This window comes from Planomonospora sp. ID67723 (genome assembly GCF_015711605.1).
GTDB lineage: Bacteria > Actinomycetota > Actinomycetes > Streptosporangiales > Streptosporangiaceae > Planomonospora_A.
This window is the reverse complement of record NZ_JABTEZ010000001.1, coordinates 2495534-2511105: the sequence shown is the minus strand read 5'-3', so window position 1 is coordinate 2511105 and position 15572 is coordinate 2495534. Positions and strand designations below refer to the sequence as shown.

Annotated in this window: 16 protein-coding genes; 3 read left to right on the top strand and 13 right to left on the bottom strand. The window is 72.7% G+C overall.

All coding sequences use genetic code 11. From position 1 onward, the window contains the following. Positions 1 to 21: 21 nt before the first annotated feature. The 13 genes from HS041_RS11700 to HS041_RS11640 all read right to left on the bottom strand — a co-directional run bounded on the left by HS041_RS11700 (position 22) and on the right by HS041_RS11640 (position 12027). Positions 22 to 837, bottom strand: coding sequence for a MurR/RpiR family transcriptional regulator (locus HS041_RS11700; protein WP_307845245.1), 816 nt, complete (start codon positions 835 to 837; stop codon positions 22 to 24). Positions 838 to 1007: 170 nt separating this feature from the next. Continuing rightward, positions 1008 to 2663, bottom strand: coding sequence for a urocanate hydratase (hutU, locus tag HS041_RS11695; RefSeq protein WP_196440486.1), 1656 nt, complete (start codon positions 2661 to 2663; stop codon positions 1008 to 1010). Between the two features lie 327 nt (positions 2664 to 2990). After that, on the bottom strand, positions 2991 to 4754 hold the full coding sequence (locus tag HS041_RS11690; RefSeq protein WP_307845244.1) for an ABC transporter ATP-binding protein: 1764 nt from the start codon (positions 4752 to 4754) through the stop codon (positions 2991 to 2993). A 470-nt stretch (positions 4755 to 5224) separates the two neighbouring features. Further along, positions 5225 to 6511 carry a beta-ketoacyl-[acyl-carrier-protein] synthase family protein gene (locus tag HS041_RS39975; RefSeq protein WP_196440484.1) on the bottom strand — a complete coding sequence of 429 codons (1287 nt, stop codon included), beginning with the start codon at positions 6509 to 6511 and terminating at the stop codon, positions 5225 to 5227. Next, positions 6508 to 6756 carry an acyl carrier protein gene (locus tag HS041_RS11680; RefSeq protein ID WP_196440483.1) on the bottom strand — a complete coding sequence of 83 codons (249 nt, stop codon included), beginning with the start codon at positions 6754 to 6756 and terminating at the stop codon, positions 6508 to 6510. Before HS041_RS11680 ends, HS041_RS39975 begins: the two co-directional genes overlap by 4 nt. 162 nt (positions 6757 to 6918) lie before the next feature. Further along, entirely contained in the window at positions 6919 to 8175 is a 1257-nt protein-coding gene (locus HS041_RS11675; RefSeq protein WP_196440482.1) for an RNA polymerase sigma factor, read from the bottom strand. 32 nt (positions 8176 to 8207) lie between these two features. Continuing rightward, on the bottom strand, positions 8208 to 8621 hold the full coding sequence (locus HS041_RS11670) for a YciI family protein (RefSeq protein ID WP_230879008.1): 414 nt from the start codon (positions 8619 to 8621) through the stop codon (positions 8208 to 8210). Positions 8622 to 8784: 163 nt separating this feature from the next. Then, the gene (locus tag HS041_RS11665; RefSeq protein ID WP_196440480.1) at positions 8785 to 8988 is read right to left on the bottom strand and encodes a hypothetical protein; all 204 of its coding nucleotides are present in this window, start codon (positions 8986 to 8988) and stop codon (positions 8785 to 8787) included. Between the two features lie 112 nt (positions 8989 to 9100). Then, entirely contained in the window at positions 9101 to 9790 is a 690-nt protein-coding gene (locus HS041_RS11660) for a nucleotidyl transferase AbiEii/AbiGii toxin family protein (RefSeq protein ID WP_196440479.1), read from the bottom strand. Then, positions 9790 to 10107, bottom strand: a complete 318-nt coding sequence (locus HS041_RS11655) for a hypothetical protein (protein WP_196440478.1) — start codon at positions 10105 to 10107, stop codon at positions 9790 to 9792. The genes HS041_RS11660 and HS041_RS11655 overlap by 1 nt, the downstream gene beginning before the upstream one ends. A 50-nt stretch (positions 10108 to 10157) precedes the next feature. Next, a complete protein-coding gene (locus HS041_RS11650) occupies positions 10158 to 10910 on the bottom strand; it encodes a hypothetical protein (protein WP_230878529.1) in 753 nt (250 codons plus the stop codon). Between the two features lie 47 nt (positions 10911 to 10957). Beyond that, entirely contained in the window at positions 10958 to 11242 is a 285-nt protein-coding gene (locus HS041_RS11645) for a hypothetical protein (RefSeq protein ID WP_196440476.1), read from the bottom strand. 44 nt (positions 11243 to 11286) lie between these two features. Next, a complete protein-coding gene (locus tag HS041_RS11640; protein ID WP_307845243.1) occupies positions 11287 to 12027 on the bottom strand; it encodes a FadR/GntR family transcriptional regulator in 741 nt (246 codons plus the stop codon). A gap of 87 nt (positions 12028 to 12114) precedes the next feature. Here HS041_RS11640 and HS041_RS11635 point away from each other — a divergent pair, with 87 nt between their 5' ends. From HS041_RS11635 to HS041_RS11625, 3 genes are read left to right on the top strand one after another with little or no spacing between them, the layout of a single operon-like run. After that, on the top strand, positions 12115 to 13458 hold the full coding sequence (locus HS041_RS11635) for a glutamine synthetase family protein (RefSeq protein WP_307845242.1): 1344 nt from the start codon (positions 12115 to 12117) through the stop codon (positions 13456 to 13458). Positions 13459 to 13460: 2 nt separating this feature from the next. Beyond that, complete coding sequence (locus tag HS041_RS11630) at positions 13461 to 14804, top strand: aldehyde dehydrogenase family protein (protein WP_196440474.1); 1344 nt, start codon at positions 13461 to 13463, stop codon at positions 14802 to 14804. Further along, on the top strand, positions 14804 to 15568 hold the full coding sequence (locus tag HS041_RS11625; protein ID WP_196440473.1) for a 3-oxoacyl-ACP reductase: 765 nt from the start codon (positions 14804 to 14806) through the stop codon (positions 15566 to 15568). Before HS041_RS11630 ends, HS041_RS11625 begins: the two co-directional genes overlap by 1 nt. Positions 15569 to 15572 lie beyond the last annotated feature (4 nt).

The window sequence follows — 15572 nt, the reverse complement described above, 5'->3', positions numbered from 1 at the left end:
GCGCCGATCGCCCGGCGCCGGTCAGGCGGTGAAGACCCCGGCCTGGTCGGTCATGCGCTCGTACTCCTCCAGCCGGGCCTGGGTGCGCAGCGGCGCCGCGTCCGCCATCGCCTCCACCAGCACCATGGCCAGGGCGAGGGGCGCCGCGTGGGAGTCGAACACCAGCCGCTCGCCGACCGGGGCCGCCAGGACCGCGTCCGCGGCGAACGGCACGTCCTCCCGGTCGGTGATCACCGCGGTCCGCAGGCCCAGTTCCTGGGCGTTCTTCAGGGCCTGTACGGCCTCGGCCGGATAGCGGGGCAGGACCACCGCGAGCAGCCAGCCCGCCCCCGCCCGGCGCGCGGTGTGCAGGCCGTCGGCCAGCTCGGAGCCGCCGTGGGTCAGCAGCCGGACGTCGGGGTGGATCCGGCGGGCGTAGTAGGCGAACGTGGTGGCCAGGCCGCTGGAGACCCGCAGGCCCAGCACCGGGAGCGGCTCGCACGCCGCCAGGGCGGCGCCCAGCTCCGTGACGGCCGACGGGTCGGCCAGCCCCTCCCGGACCGCGCGGAGGTTCCCGATCTCCACGTCGATCGCGGTCTGCAGCTCGTTGGCGCGTGACGCCTCCTGCCCTCCGACGACGAAGGGGCGCAGCGCCTGCCGGAGCTCCGGGTATCCGGCGAAGCCGAGCACCATGGCGAACCTGGTCACCGAGGGCTGGCTCACCCCGGCGCGCTCGGCCAGCTCCACGCTGGACAGGAAGATCGCCTCGGCGAGGTGGTCGCCGAGGTAGCGTGCGATCCGCCGCTGCACCGGCGAGAGCCGCCGCCCCTCCAGAAGCCGATCGAGTCCGCCGCCCACGTCCCCTCCAACCGATCGACCGCTCGTGATCATTCCCGGCCGGAGCACCGGGAACGCCCCACCGTACCCAAGCGCCCGGTCCGATCGCCCTCCCGTCTCACCGCGGGCGTCCGCCCTCCGGAGCCGGGACCGCGCGGGGTCCCGGCCCGTCCTGCTCCGCGGTTCCGTCCTCAGGACTCGCGCATCGGGATGCGGACGTCGCGGGCCCCGGCCACGGTGACGGCCTCGTCGTAGCCGGCGTCGACGTGGCGGATCACGCCCATGCCGGGGTCGTTGGTGAGCACCCGGGTGAGCTTCTCGCCGCCCAGCCTGGTGCCGTCGGCGACCGTGACCTGGCCGGCGTGGATGGAGCGGCCGATGCCGACGCCGCCGCCGTGGTGGATGGAGACCCAGGCGGCGCCGGAGGCCACGTTGAGCATCGCGTTCAGCAGCGGCCAGTCGGCGACGGCGTCGGAGCCGTCGAGCATGCCCTCGGTCTCGCGGTACGGGCTCGCCACGGAGCCGCAGTCGAGGTGGTCGCGGCCGATCACCAGCGGGGCCTCGATCTCGCCGGAGGCGACCATGTCGTTGAACCGCTCGCCGGCCAGGTGGCGCTCGCCGTACCCGAGCCAGCAGATGCGGGCGGGCAGGCCCTGGAAGTGGACCCGCTCCCCGGCCATCCGGATCCACCTGGCCAGCGGCTCGTTGTCGGGGAACAGCTCCAGGATGGCCCGGTCGGTCTTCGCGATGTCCGCCGGGTCGCCGGAGAGCGCGGCCCAGCGGAACGGGCCCTTGCCCTCGCAGAACAGGGGCCGGATGTAGGCGGGCACGAAGCCGGGGAAGTCGAAGGCGCGGGTGTAACCGGCCAGCTGCGCCTCCCCCCGGATCGAGTTGCCGTAGTCGAAGACCTCGGCGCCCGCGTCCTGGAAGCCGACCATCGCCTCCACGTGCCTGGCCATGGACTCGCGCGCCTTCATGGTGAAGCCGGCCGGGTCCTTGTCCCGCTCGGCGGCCATGTCGTCGAAGGCGATCCCCAGCGGCAGGTACATCAGCGGGTCGTGGGCCGAGGTCTGGTCGGTGACGATGTCGATCTCGGCGCCCCGGCGCAGCAGCTCGGGCACGGCCTCGGCCGCGTTGGCCTCGACCCCGATGCTCAGCGGGCGGCGCTGGTCGCGCGCCTCGTAGGCCAGGCGGAGCGCCTCGTCGAGGTCGGCGGCCTTCACGTCGAGGTAGCGGTGCTCGATGCGCCGCTCGATGCTGCGCGGGTCGCAGTCGACGCAGATCGCCACGCCTCCGTTCATGGTCACGGCGAGCGGCTGGGCGCCGCCCATGCCGCCGAGCCCCGCGGTCAGGGTGATCGTGCCGGCGAGGGAGCCTCCGAACCGCTTGGCGGCCACGGCGGCGAAGGTCTCGTAGGTGCCCTGCAGGATGCCCTGGGTACCGATGTAGATCCACGAGCCGGCGGTCATCTGCCCGTACATGGTCAGGCCGGCCGCCTCAAGGCGGCGGAACTCCTCCCAGTTCGCCCAGTCGGGCACCAGGTTGGAGTTGGCGATGAGCACCCGGGGCGCCCACTCGTGCGTGCGGAAGACCCCGACCGGGCGGCCGGACTGCACGAGCAGCGTCTCGTCGCCCTCCAGGGTGGTCAGCGTGCGGGTGATCGCGTCGAACGAGCGCCAGTCGCGGGCCGCCTTCCCCGAGCCGCCGTAGACGACGAGCTGCTCCGGGTGCTCGGCCACCTCGGGGTCCAGGTTGTTCTGGATCATGCGGAGCGCCGCCTCCTGCGGCCACCCCTTGGCGGTGAGCGTGGTGCCGCGCGGCGCGCGGACGGTCCGGCTGCCGGTCATGCCTGAGCCTCCCCATCGACCTGAATGAATGCATTCATATTTGTCACTCGAAGGCCACAGGTCAACCCGGAGACGGGCATCCCGGGCCGTCTGCCCGGGATGCCCTTCCGGTCGCGATCCCGGCCGCGCCCCGCACGGGCGGGCGGGGACCCGGGCCGGAGCGCCCGGCGGGCGCTCCGGCGCGAAGGAGAGGCTTCGCAGGATCGGGAGTTCCCGGTTTCCGGCACGGCCAACCGAGCCGCCGGACCGCCTTGCCCGAACCGCCCCGCTAACGGCCCCAGGAATTTGCCAGGAGTCTACGTAGCCCGCCGCGGGCGGGGCGGGTCCTCAGGTGGAGAGGAGGAACTGGGTGGCGGCGAGCTCGCGGTAGAGGTCGTCCTCGTCGAGCAGCTCGTCGTGGGTGCCGACGGCCCTGACCCGGCCCGCCTCCATCACCACGATCCGGTCCGCGCCGGTCACCGTGGAGAGCCGGTGCGCGATCACCAGCACGGTCGTCTCCCTGGCCACCTCGGCGATCACCTCGCGGAGCCGGAGCTCGTTGACCGCGTCGAGCTGGGAGGTGGCCTCGTCCAGCAGGAGCAGCCGGGGGCGGCGCAGCAGCGCCCGCGCGATGGCCACCCGCTGGCGCTCACCGCCGGAGAGCATGATGCCGCGGTGGCCGACCTTGGTCTCCAGGCCCTCGGGGAGCCGGGCGACGAGGTCCTCCAGGCGGGTCAGCGCGAGCACCCTGCGCAGCTCGTCCTCGGCCACGCCGGGTGCGGCGAACAGGAGGTTCTCCCTGAGCGAGCCGTCCAGCACGGGCGCGTCCTGCTCGACGTAGCCGAGGGCGGCGCGCAGCTCGGCCAGCGGCCACTGCCTGATGTCGCGGCCGTCGATCGAGATCGTCCCGCCCTGCTGCTCGTAGAACCGCTCCAGCAGCGCGAAGACCGTGGACTTGCCCGCTCCCGACGGGCCGACGAGCGCGGTCATGCCACCGGCCGGGACGGCGAAGGAGACGTCCTGGTGCACGACCGGCCGATCGTCGCCGTAGCGGAAGGCGACGGAGTCGAACCTCACCCCGGCGGGGGCCGCGCCGGGAGCGGGAACCGTCCCGGCCACCTCCTCCACGGGCAGGGCCTCGATCTCCCGGATCCGCTTGACCGCCGCGAGGCCGCTCTGCACCTGGGTGGCCCCCTGGACCAGCTGACCGACCGGCGCGACCAGGTAGAACAGGTAGAGCAGGAAGGCGATCAGCGAGGAGACCTCCATCGCCCCCGAGGCCACGCGTGCCCCTCCGACGCCCAGCACGGCCACGAAGGCGAGCTGCGCGGCGACCCATGCGGAGATGCCCGCGATGGAGGTCCACCAGGCGACGGCGACCCCGCGGTCCCTCGCCTCGCGGGCCGCGGCGCCCACCACGGCGATCTCCCGGTCCTCGGCGCCGCTGGCCTTGACCGTGCGGAACGCCTGGAGCACCCGGTCGAGCACCGCGCCCATCTCGCCGACCGACTCCTGCGCCTGGACCGAGGCTCGCTGGATGCGCGGCATGACCAGGCCCACGAGCCCGCCGACCAGGATGAGGACCGCCAGCGTGATGAGCAGCAGGACCCCGTCCATGAGGGCCATCATCACCACCGCGCCCACCAGCATGAACACCGCGCCGACCGACTCGACGATCCCGTCGGTGAACACCGCCCGCAGCAGGGTGGTGTCGGAGGTCACCCGGGAGAGCAGATCGCCCGGCTTGAGGCGGTCCACCTCGGAGACGCGCAGCCGCATCATGCGGTCCACCAGGCGCCGTCTCGCGGAGAACACGATGCCCTCGCCCATGCGTTCCAGCACATATCTGCCGAGTGCTCCGACGGCCGCGCCGAGGACCACGGCCACCGTCAGGCCGAGCACCGGCCCGGCCAGGGACTGCTCCTGGCCGAACGCGTCGACCACCAGCTTGGCCAGGAGCGGCATCGCCAGCCCGGCCAGCGCGCTGACGAGGCTGAGCACTCCGCCGAGCAGGAGCACGCGCCGGTGCGGCCGGACGTAGCCGAGCAGCAGGCGCCACGGCGCCGGCTCCCGCGCGTCCCCCGGCCCGGCGTCGCCCCCCGGTGCCGTCACGCTCCCGAGCGCTGCCGGACCCCCGGCCTCTACAGCGCTCCCGGGCTCCTCGATCCCGGATGCCGGTGCGGTCACTGTCATTCCCTCCGAAAGGACGCGACCGGCCCCCGGTCGTCGTTCTTCCTGTCTACTGCGCACGTCTTCTCCCTGAGCGTTTCGCCGGGTTTCATAGACCAAAGTCGATATTGTCAACATAGGTTGACGATTGCCTTTGTGTCAACCCAGGTTGACTACTCGATGCCCCCGGCCCGGCGGGAAGGCGGCATACAGGTGGAGCGCACGGCGCGGGAGGGGCGGCGCACGGGGAGGGAGGTGAGCGGGGAGGGAGGTGAGCGGGGAGGGAGGTGAGCGGGGCCGCCCGGGAGCGGGACGGGCGGGCGCGATACGGCGGCCGGCCGGAACGGCGGGGAGCGCCGGACCGCCCGCGGGAGGGGTGCGGCGGCCGGCGCTCCGGAGGCGGAGCCGTACGGCTAGGACGGGGTGAGGACCAGGCAGGCGTTGCTGCCGCCGAAGCCGAAGGAGTTGGAGAGCGCGGGGGCGGCGGGGATCCGCCGCGGGGCGCCGTGGACGAGGTCGATCAGATCGGTGGCGGGACCCGAGGTGAAGTTGGCGGTCGGGGGGACGAGCCCCTCGCGGGCCGAGAGCAGCGCCATGACGGCCTCGAAGGCGCCCGCTCCGCCGACCAGGTGCCCCGTCACGCCCTTGGTGGAGGTCACCGGCGGCGTACGGTCCCGGAGACGGCCCGGGGAGCGGCCGCCGAAACAGGCGCGCAGGGCGAGGGCCTCGGCGTCGTCGTTGTGCGGGGTGGAGGTGCCGTGCGCGTTGACGTGGCCGATGTCCGACGGGGCCAGGCCGGCGTCGGCCACGGCGGCGCGCATGCAGTCGGCGGCGGCGGAGCCGTCCCGGAGCGGCGCGACGATGTGATGGGCGTCGCAGTTGGCCGCGTAACCGCTCACCTCGCCGTAGACGCGGGCGCCCCGCGCCTCGGCGAGGTCGGCGCGCTCCAGGACGAGGAAGGCGGCACCCTCGCCCATGACGAAGCCGTCGCGTTCCCCGTCGAAGGGGCGCGAGGCCTCGGCGGGCGCGTCCAGCCGCTCCGACAACGCGCCGACCTTGGCGAACGCCTCCATGACCAGCGGGGAGAGCAGCGCGTCCAGGCCGCCGGCGACGGCGGAGCCGACCGTTCCCGAGCGGATCGCGCGCAGCGCCTCGCCGATCGCGGTGGCGCCGCTCGCGCAGGCCGTGTTGAAGGTCAGGCACGGGCCGCGGCAGCCGTACCGGATGGCGATGCGCGCGGCCGTGGAGCTGGACATCAGCGCCGGTACGGCGTGCACGGGCACCTTCTCCCGGCCGAGCGTGTGCCCCACGATCAGACTCTCCAGCGTGGCGAACCCGCCGCCTCCGGTTCCCACGTAGACCCCGCAGCCCTCCGCGGGCGGCTCTCCCGCGTCGGCGACGGCGTCGATCGCGGCGGCCAGCCCGATCTGCGCGGTGCGGTCGAGGGTGCGCAGCTCCCGGCCGGTGAAGTAGTCGAGCGGCTCGAACGGGGCGAGCGGGCACCCGATGGGCACCGGTCCCCCCGCGAGTGCGGGGACCACGGTGGCGAGCGGCTTGCCCGCGAGCACGGTGGTGAAGGCTTCGGCGACGGTGTTGCCCGCCGGGCTCTTGACTCCGAGGCCGGTGACGACGACACGCGCCGTCGCGCCCGCTCCCGGCCCGCCCGCTCCCGGCCCGCCCGCTCCCGGGTCGCGCGTCACCGAGCCGCCAGCGCGGTGTGCAGGATTCCGGCCATGTCCGCCACGGTCCGGGCGCCGGCGAAGTCGGCGGGTTCGAGCTGGATGCCCAGTTTCTCCTCGATGATGACGGCGATCTCCACCCATTCGAGGCTGTCGATCTGATGGTCGGCGATGGTGGCGCTGGGCTTCACCTGATCGCTCGGCACGCTGAGCACTTCGGCGATCGCCAACCGGACGACGGATGTGGCTGAATCGAGGCTTGTCATTCGCCCACCTTCGGAAAGATCGGTCCACTCGCGCCCCTGCAGTCTCCGGACTATGCATTCCAGACAGATGTTCTGTCTAGGGCCCCGGAGGCGAAATTCCCCGGGCTTCCGCTCATTTGTCGATGAGCCGGAGCCCGCGGGACGCCGGCGGGAACGGTCGCCTCACCGGTCGTCCGCCAGGCGGGCGGCCCTGGCGTAGAGATAGCGCTGCTGCGGGAAGGCCATCGTCCGCCGAGCCGCCTCCAGGTAGGAGTCACGGGCCGCCGCACGGTCGCCCGACATCTCCAGCAGGTGCGCTCGGACCGCGTGCAGCCGGTGGTCCCCGGCGATCCTCGTGTCGGCCTCGAGCTTGTCGACCAGGTCCAGCCCTTCCCGCGCGCCCCGGGCCATGGACACCGCCACGGCGTGGCTCAGCGCCACCACGGGGTTGTCGGAGATGCGCATCAGCAGCTCGTACAGTGCCGCGATCTGCGGCCAGTCGGTCGCCTCGGCGTTCGGCGCCTCGTCGTGGAGCGCGGCGACGGCGGCCTGGAGCTGGTACGGGCCGGTCGCCCCCCTGCCGAGCGCACCGGTGACGAGCGCCACGCCCTCGGCGATGCGACCGGCGTCCCAGAGGCCCCTGTCCTGCTCGGCCATCGGGATCAGCGCACCGTCCGGCCCGGTGCGCGCCGGCCGGCGCGCGTCGGTGAGCAGCATGAGCGCGAGGAGTCCCGTCACCTCGCCGTCGCCCGGCAGCAGCCGGTGGACCGTACGGGCCAGCCGGATCGCCTCGGCCGACAGCGCGGTGCGCTGCAGGTCCGGCCCCGAGGTGCTGGCGTAGCCCTCGTTGAAGATCAGGTAGAGCACGTGCAGGACCGCGTCGAGCCGTTCGGCGCGCTCGGCGCCCGAGGGCATGCCGAAGGGGATGCCGCTGTCCTTGACGCGCCGCTTGGCCCGGCTGATGCGCCGGGTCATGGTCGCCTCGGGGACGAGGAACGCCCGGGCGATCTCCGCCGTGGTCAGCCCGCCCACCGCCCGCAGGGTGAGCGCGATCTGCGAGGCCGGCGAGAGCGAGGGGTGGCAGCACATGAACAGCAGGATGAGCGTGTCGTCGGAGTCCGACGCCGGCCTGCCGGCCGCGGGCTCCGGCCAGTGGCGGGGCGGCTCCCAGCGGGCGACGGTGTCCTCGCGGTGCCGGCGGGCCTGCTCGCTGCGGAGCAGGTCGGTCATCCGGCGGGAGGCGACCGTGATCAGCCAGCCGCGCGGGTTGTCCGGGACGCCCTCCCGCGGCCACTGTACGGCGGCCGCGAGGAGGGCCTCCTGCACCGCGTCCTCGGCGGTGTCGAAATGTCCGTAGCGCCGTACCAGCGCGCCGAGGACCTGCGGAGCCAGCGGGCGCAGCAGGTCCCCGGCGCCGTCCGCGGCCCGGTCCCCGGTCATGTCACCGCCACCGTCCCCGATCACGCCGGCGGTCAGGCCTCCAGCTCGTCGTATCCTCCGACGACCGGCCGCACGTCCACGTACCACTCGCGGTTCAGGGCGGCGCCCTCCGGATGCGGCGTGTCCGCCAGACGCGCGGCGATCGCGGTCGCCCGGTCGAAGCTCTCGCACTCGACGATCGTGTAGCCGGCGAGGACCTCCTGGGTCTCGGGGTACGGCCCGTCCGTCACGACGGGGGCCCCGTTCCGCAACCGGATCCTCCTGGCGTGCACGGGGGCGGCCAGGCCCTGGCCGTCGACGAACTCCCCCGACTCGGCCAGGTCCTTGTTCCACGACTCCATGAACGCGTGCATCGCCGCGACGTCCTCCGCGGACCAGGTCACGGTGTCGGTGGGCTTCCCGGCCAGCATGTCGTAGTCGCGCTGCGAGCCGTACATCATGATCATGTACTTCACGGTGTCTCCTCTCCACCGGCGCCCTTGGCGGCGCCTCTCACCGGAGACGTCGGAGACACCCGTCCGGCCCGGACATCCACCCGCCGCCGAATCACAAACTATTTTCGGCCGTCCGCGCGCTCAAGGCACGGGGACCGGCGGAGGTCCGGGGGCGTCAGCGGACGCGGCGGCGGATGCCGTACTCCCGGCGCATCTCGGCCACGGCGTCCAGGATCTCGTCCTGGGTCTTGAGCAGCTTCGCCTCCGCCTCCTCGGTCCGCCCCTCGGCGGCCAGGCGGCGGTTCCCGGTCCGGTGGCCCATCTGGCGCTTCGCCCGGGCCTTCAGCTCCCGCAGGTTGAGTTTCTCCATGAGACTCACGGTTCCCACCCTTTCGTCAGGATGCACCGGCATCTGCCCCAAGCCTGGGCAATCATGTGTCTTCGGGCATCCTCAACCCGGAACGCGGCCTTCACGAGCGCGCCCCGGCCCGTCAGTCGAGATCGGGGACGTCGGAGTCGTACTCGGCGTCGCCCTCCTCGGCCCGGCGGAGTTTGATGTCCTCCACCCAGGCGGCGGCGAACAGGCGGATGCGGCGGATCCGCTCCTCGTCCAGGCCGTACGCCTCGAACTCCTCGTCGGCGATGAGGTCGACGAACTCCAGCCGCATCACCAGCTCGGCGAGGGAGAACTCCTCGTTGTGCAGGCGGGCGAGGCGCTCCAGCTCGCGGAAGCCGTACAGCTCCGAGACGGCGGCGACGTCGATGACGTCTCGGGCGAGACTGCGCTCGTGCAGGGCCCGCATCTTGAGCCCGACGGCGTCCTCCAGTCCGATGACGGACAGGTTCCCGAAGGTGACGGGCCCGTTCTGCAGGGCTTCCCGCAGCAGGTCGAACCCGCAGCTCTGCCCGGTCACCGGGTCGGTGACGACCAGCCGGCCCGCGCGGGGCGTCACCTCGTGCACGACGACCTCCAGCCCCGCCTTCCGGAAGGTCTCGGCCATGCCGTCCGCGACGTCCGGCAGCGGCCTCTCGTCCGCCGTCGCGAAGTCGAGGTCCCTGCTCGGCCGGTCGGTGAGGCCGTGCACCCTCATGGCATGGCCTCCTGCGAGCACCAGCCCGAACCGGTCGCAGGCGGGCAGCGCGATCTGCAGGATCCGCTCCTGGAACGGGGGGAAGCCCATCACGCCCCCAGGGCGGAGATCCTGTCTTCCCAGGCCCTCCGGTAGCTCTGGCCGAGTCCTCTGCGGAGCAGAGGCCAGTCGGCGACCAGGATGTCCGCGTTCAGATACCGTTCGGCGTCGGCACGCCCGCCACCGGTGATGACCGTGCGGTACATGCTCATCCGGAGCCGCAGGTCCGCCAGGTCGAACCGGGTCAGACCGGACCAGACGAGGTGAGGGGGGAGGGAGACCACTCCCGTGGCGGGGCCTCGCAGGTCGGCGAGGGAACCGGGGACCCTCCGGCCCACGTCCTCCCAGCGGGACAGGAGTGTGCTCACGTGTTCCAGTATGCCTGCCCGGCACGGATCCGAAAGGGTGGTCCGGATCGTCACCGGCGGGTGCGCAGGCGGGTGGAGGGGAGGTCGTGACGGCCGGAGACGAACTCCTGGAAGGCGATCTTGGCGCGGATGACCGGGCGGCGCCAGCGCTCCTCACGGCGTACGGCGCGGGCCATCCTGCCGGGGTGGGGGCGGCGCGAGCCGGGGGCGAAGAACCAGTGGGCCCAGGGTGAGCCGGGGCGGGCCAGCCGGATCGCCCCGGGGATCAGCAGGACCGGGACGAACAATCCGACCAGGCCGGTCCAGATCTTGCCCTTGAGCAGGGTGACGACCGCGAGCAGGAGGTTGACCACGATGAGGCCGACCGTCAGCCAGGTGCCCTCAGGGGTGCCGTCGGAGTCCTCCCAGCCCAGCGGGCGCAGACCGAGCAGGAGCAGGCCGGTGACCGCGATCGCGACGAACACCGCGTCGACCGAGGTGCGGCCCTCCTCCTCCCAGTAGACGTCGTGCAGGTGCAGGATCAGCGCGAACTCGTCGAGCACCAGGGCCGCGCCGACGCCGAAGACGGCGGCCGTCACGGCGTACCAGCTCTGGGAGACGCCCGACACCAGCAGCCCGGCCACGCCCCCGAGCAGGCTCAGCACCACGCCGAACACCACGTGGTGGATGTGCATCTCACCGACGTTGACGTTGCGGAACCAGCCGACCTTCGCGCGGATGAGCCGGACGTTGATCCGGGTGAAGACGAAGGCGAGGATCAGCGCGACGAAGAAACAGAACAGCGGCAGCCGCCCTGTATCCATGATCCGTTGCTGGAACCACTCCCCCATTGCATGTCCAGGTTATGGCCTTAGACCGGGCCCGCGCACAGCCCGCGTAGTCTGCCGGCGTCGCAGGGCAGGCCGTTGTAGCGGAGCACCTCGTGCAGGTTGGCGTCGAGGATCCACGCGGCCCGGGCGTCGGCGCGGCGATGGACGTCGAGAGGCGTGAACTCCACGGTGGCGCGTTCCGAGCCGTCGGCGCCGAGCAGCGGCCTCCGCCACCGGCCCGTCGGCGGGCCCTCGGGGCGGACCCTCCGGTCATCCTCCGCGCGGTCCTGCGACCGCGCGCCTCCGGCCGGGGTGAGCGAGTCCATCCTGTCTCCTCGGTTCGTCGTGACGCTCCCGCCCGAAGCCACCGTCAGCCGCGCGGCAGGAGGAACCCGCGCAGCAGCGCCGCGGTGCCCTCCAGATGCTCGGCCACCGCGCGGCCGGCGGCGTCGGGGTCGCCGGTCAGGATCGCGGTCACGATCGCCTCGTGCTGGACCGCGGCGTGCTCGATGTTGCGCTGGAGCACCGGGATGGCGTTGAGCAGGTCGGTGACCCGCAGCCGGGCGTCGGCGCAGGTGGCGGCCAGCAGCGGGGAGCCGGTCAGCTCGGCGATGGCCAGGTGGAAGGCGGTGTCCAGGCGGCGGTAGTCGTCCGGGCTCGCGGAGTTGACCTCCGCCAGGCGGTGGCGCAGCATGTCCCGCCGCTCCGCGGTCAGCTCCCCCGCCAGCGCGGCGGCGGCCAGCACCTGGGCCGCACCGCACTCGACGGCCAGCCGGAAGGTGAGCGCGTCGGCCAGCTCGTCGGCGCCCATGTCGGCCACGGCCTTGCGCAGGTCCTCGCTGCGGGGCGGGGGCGGGGTGTAGGTGACGAACGCACCGCCGTACCGGCCGCGCCGCACGTCGAGGTAGCCCGCCTCCTGCAGCGCGCGGATCGCCTCGCGCAGGGTGACGCGGCTGATCCCGAGTCGTACGGCGAGCTCCCGTTCGGGCGGAAGCTTCTCGGCGACGACACCGAGCTTGATGGCCTGGAGCAGCCGCTCCACGGTCTCCTCGAAGGCGTTGCCCGACCGGACCGGCCGCAGCACGGCCGTCAGTCGTGCCGACTCGTCCACTGTCTCCCCTCCGGCCCTTGACAACTCAACCTTGGTGCACATCAATGGTCTGACACTAGCCCAATAAGACTCCGGCGAGGAGGGCGCGTGGACCTCAGCGAGCTTCGCGACGAGGTGGCGGCGGGACGGATCGACACGGTGCTGCTGGCGGTCGCCGACATGCAGGGGCGGCTGCAGGGGAAACGGCTGTCGGCGCGGTACTTCCTGGAGGAGGTGCTGGAGCACGCCTCCGAGGGCTGCAGCTACCTGCTCGCGGTGGACGTGGACATGAACACGGTGGACGGCTACGCCATGTCGTCGTGGGATCGCGGGTACGGGGACTTCGTGATGCGGCCCGACCTGTCCACCCTGCGCCGCGTACCCTGGCAGGAGGGCACGGCCATGCTCATGGCCGACCTGGTCTGGGAGGACGGCACGGACGTGGCGGCCTCGCCCCGGCAGATCCTGCGGGGGCAGCTCGCCCGGCTGGCCGAGCGCGGCTGGCTGGCGTTCGCCGGGACCGAGCTGGAGTTCGTGGTCTACAACGACACCTACGAGGACGCCTGGCGCAGGGCCTACCGCGACCTGACGCCGGCCAACCTCTACAACGTCGACTACTCCCTGCTCGGCACCGCCCGGATCGAGCCGCTGCTGCGCCGGATCAGGCTCGGCATGGAGGGCGCCGGCATGTACGTCGAGTCGGCCAAGGGCGAGTGCAACCTCGGCCAGCACGAGATCGCCTTCCGCTTCGCCGAGGCCCTCACGAGCTGCGACAACCACGCGATCTACAAGAACGGGGCCAAGGAGATCGCCGCCCAGGAGGGCATGTCGCTCACCTTCATGGCCAAGCCGAACCAGCGGGAGGGCAACTCCTGCCACATCCACCTCTCGCTCAGGACTCCCGGCGGGGAACCGGTCATGGCCGGGGCGGGGCCGTACGGGCTCTCGGAGACCGGGCGGCGTTTCATCGCCGGGCAGCTCGCCTGCCTGCGCGAGCTCACCCTGCTGTACGCCCCGAACATCAACTCCTACAAGCGGTACGCGCCGGGCAGCTTCGCCCCCACGGCGGTCAAGTGGGGGGTGGACAACCGGACCTGCGCGATGCGGCTGGTCGGGCACGGGCCGTCGCTGCGCGTCGAGAACCGGGTGCCCGGCGGTGACGTCAACCCCTACATGGCGGTGGCGGCGATGATCGCGGCCGGGCTGCACGGGATCGACAACGAGCTGGAGCTTGAGGACGCCTTCGGCGGGAACGCCTACGACTCCGGCGCCGAGACCGTGCCGCCCACCCTGCGGGACGCCCTGGCGCTGTGGGAGGGCTCCGGGCTCGCAGGACGGGCCTTCGGCAAGGAGGTCGTGGCGCACTACGCCAACAACGCCCGGGTCGAGCAGGCCGCCTTCGACGCGGCGGTCACCGACTGGGAGCTGCGGCGCGGATTCGAGCGGATGTGAGCATGAAGATCGTGAATCCGGCGACCGAGGAGGTCGTCGCCGAGGTGGAACTCGCGGACACCGCCGAGGTGGACCGCGCGGTGGAGCGGGCCAGGGCGGCGTTCGCCGCCTGGCGCAGGGTCGCGCCCGGCGACCGCGCCCGGCTGCTGCGCCGGTTCGCCGCGCTGGTGGACTCCCGCGCACAGGAGCTGGCCGCCCTGGAGGTCTCCAACGCGGGCCACACCGCCGGAAACGCCCGCTGGGAGGCGGGCAACGTCCGCGACGTGCTGGACTTCTACGCCGGGGCGCCCGAGCGCAACCACGGCAGGCAGATCCCGGTGCCCGGCGGGCTGGACGTGACGTTCGCCGAGCCGCTGGGCGTGGTCGGGGTGATCGTGCCGTGGAACTTCCCGATGGTCATCATGACCTGGGGGGTCGCCCCGGCCCTGGCGGCGGGCAACACGGTGGTCGTCAAGCCCGCCGAGCAGACGCCGCTGACCGCGCTGCGCCTGGCCGAGCTGGCGCTGGAGGCCGGCCTGCCCGAAGGGGTGCTCCAGGTCGTGCCGGGCGAGGGCGAGACGGCGGGCGCCCGGCTGGTCGAGCACCCGGACGTGGCGAAGATCGTGTTCACCGGATCGACCGAGGTCGGCAAGCAGATCGCCGCGACGTGCGCCGGGCAGGTCAAGCGGATCACGCTGGAGCTCGGCGGCAAGAGCGCCAACATCGTCTTCGCCGACGCCGACCTGGAGCGGGCCGCCGCCACGGCGCCGTACGCGGTGTTCGACAACGCGGGCCAGGACTGCTGCGCGCGCTCCCGGATCCTGGTGGAGCGCTCCGTCTACGACGAGTTCATGGAGCGGCTCTCGCGGGCGGTGCTCGGCGTGAAGGTCGGCGACCCGCTCGACGAGGCCACCGAGATGGGCCCGCTGATCAGCGCCGCGCACCGCGACCGGGTGGCCTCCTTCGTCACCGGCACGCCGTACCTGCAGGGCTCGTGCCCGTCCGGGCCGGGCTTCTGGTTCCCGGCGACGGTGCTCACCCCCGAGGTGACCGATCCGGCCTTCACCGAGGAGATCTTCGGCCCGGTGGTGTCGGTCGCCCCGTTCGACGGGGAGGCGGAGGCCGTGCGGATCGCCAACGACACGCGCTACGGCCTGAGCGGGTCGATCTGGACCCGCGACGTCGGACGGGCGCTGCGGGTGGCGCGGGCCGTCGAGGCGGGCAACCTGAGCGTCAACTCCCATTCGTCGGTGCGCTACTGGACGCCCTTCGGCGGCTTCAAGCAGTCGGGGCTCGGCCGCGAGCTGGGCCCGGACGCCCTGTCGGCGTTCACCGAGACCAAGAACGTCTTCATTTCGGAGGAGTAATGCAGCGTCTGCAGGACCGGGTGGCCGTGATCACCGGGGCGGGTAGCGGGATCGGCCTGGCCACCGCGCACCGCTTCGCCCAGGAGGGCGCCCGGGTGGTGTGCGTGGACGTCGACGAGACGGCAGGGGCGAAGGCCGCCGCCGAGGTGGGCGGCCTGTTCGTGAAGGCGGACGTCACCAGCGAGGACGACGTGGCGCGGATGTTCCAGACGGCGTTCGACGCCTACGGCAGCGTGGACATCGCCTTCAACAACGCGGGCATCTCCCCGCCTGACGACGACTCGATCCTGGAGACCGGCATCGACGCCTGGCGCCGGGTCCAGGAGGTCAACCTGACCAGCGTCTACCTGTGCTGCAAGCACGCGATCCCGTACATGCGGCGGCAGGGCAAGGGCTCGATCATCAACACCGCGTCGTTCGTGGCGGTGATGGGCTCGGCGACCTCCCAGATCTCCTACACCGCCTCCAAGGGCGGGGTGCTGGCCATGTCGCGGGAGCTGGGCGTGCAGTTCGCCCGGGAGGGCATCCGGGTCAACGCGCTCTGCCCGGGACCGGTGAACACCCCGCTGCTGCAGGAGCTGTTCGCCAAGGATCCCGAGCGGGCCCAGCGCCGCCTGGTGCACATCCCGCTCGGCCGGTTCGCCGAGGCCTCCGAGATCGCCGCCGCGGTGGCGTTCCTGGCCTCCGACGACGCGAGCTTCATCACCGGATCGGAGTTCCTGGTGGACGGCGGCATCTCCGGCGCCTACGTCACCCCGCTGTAGAGGC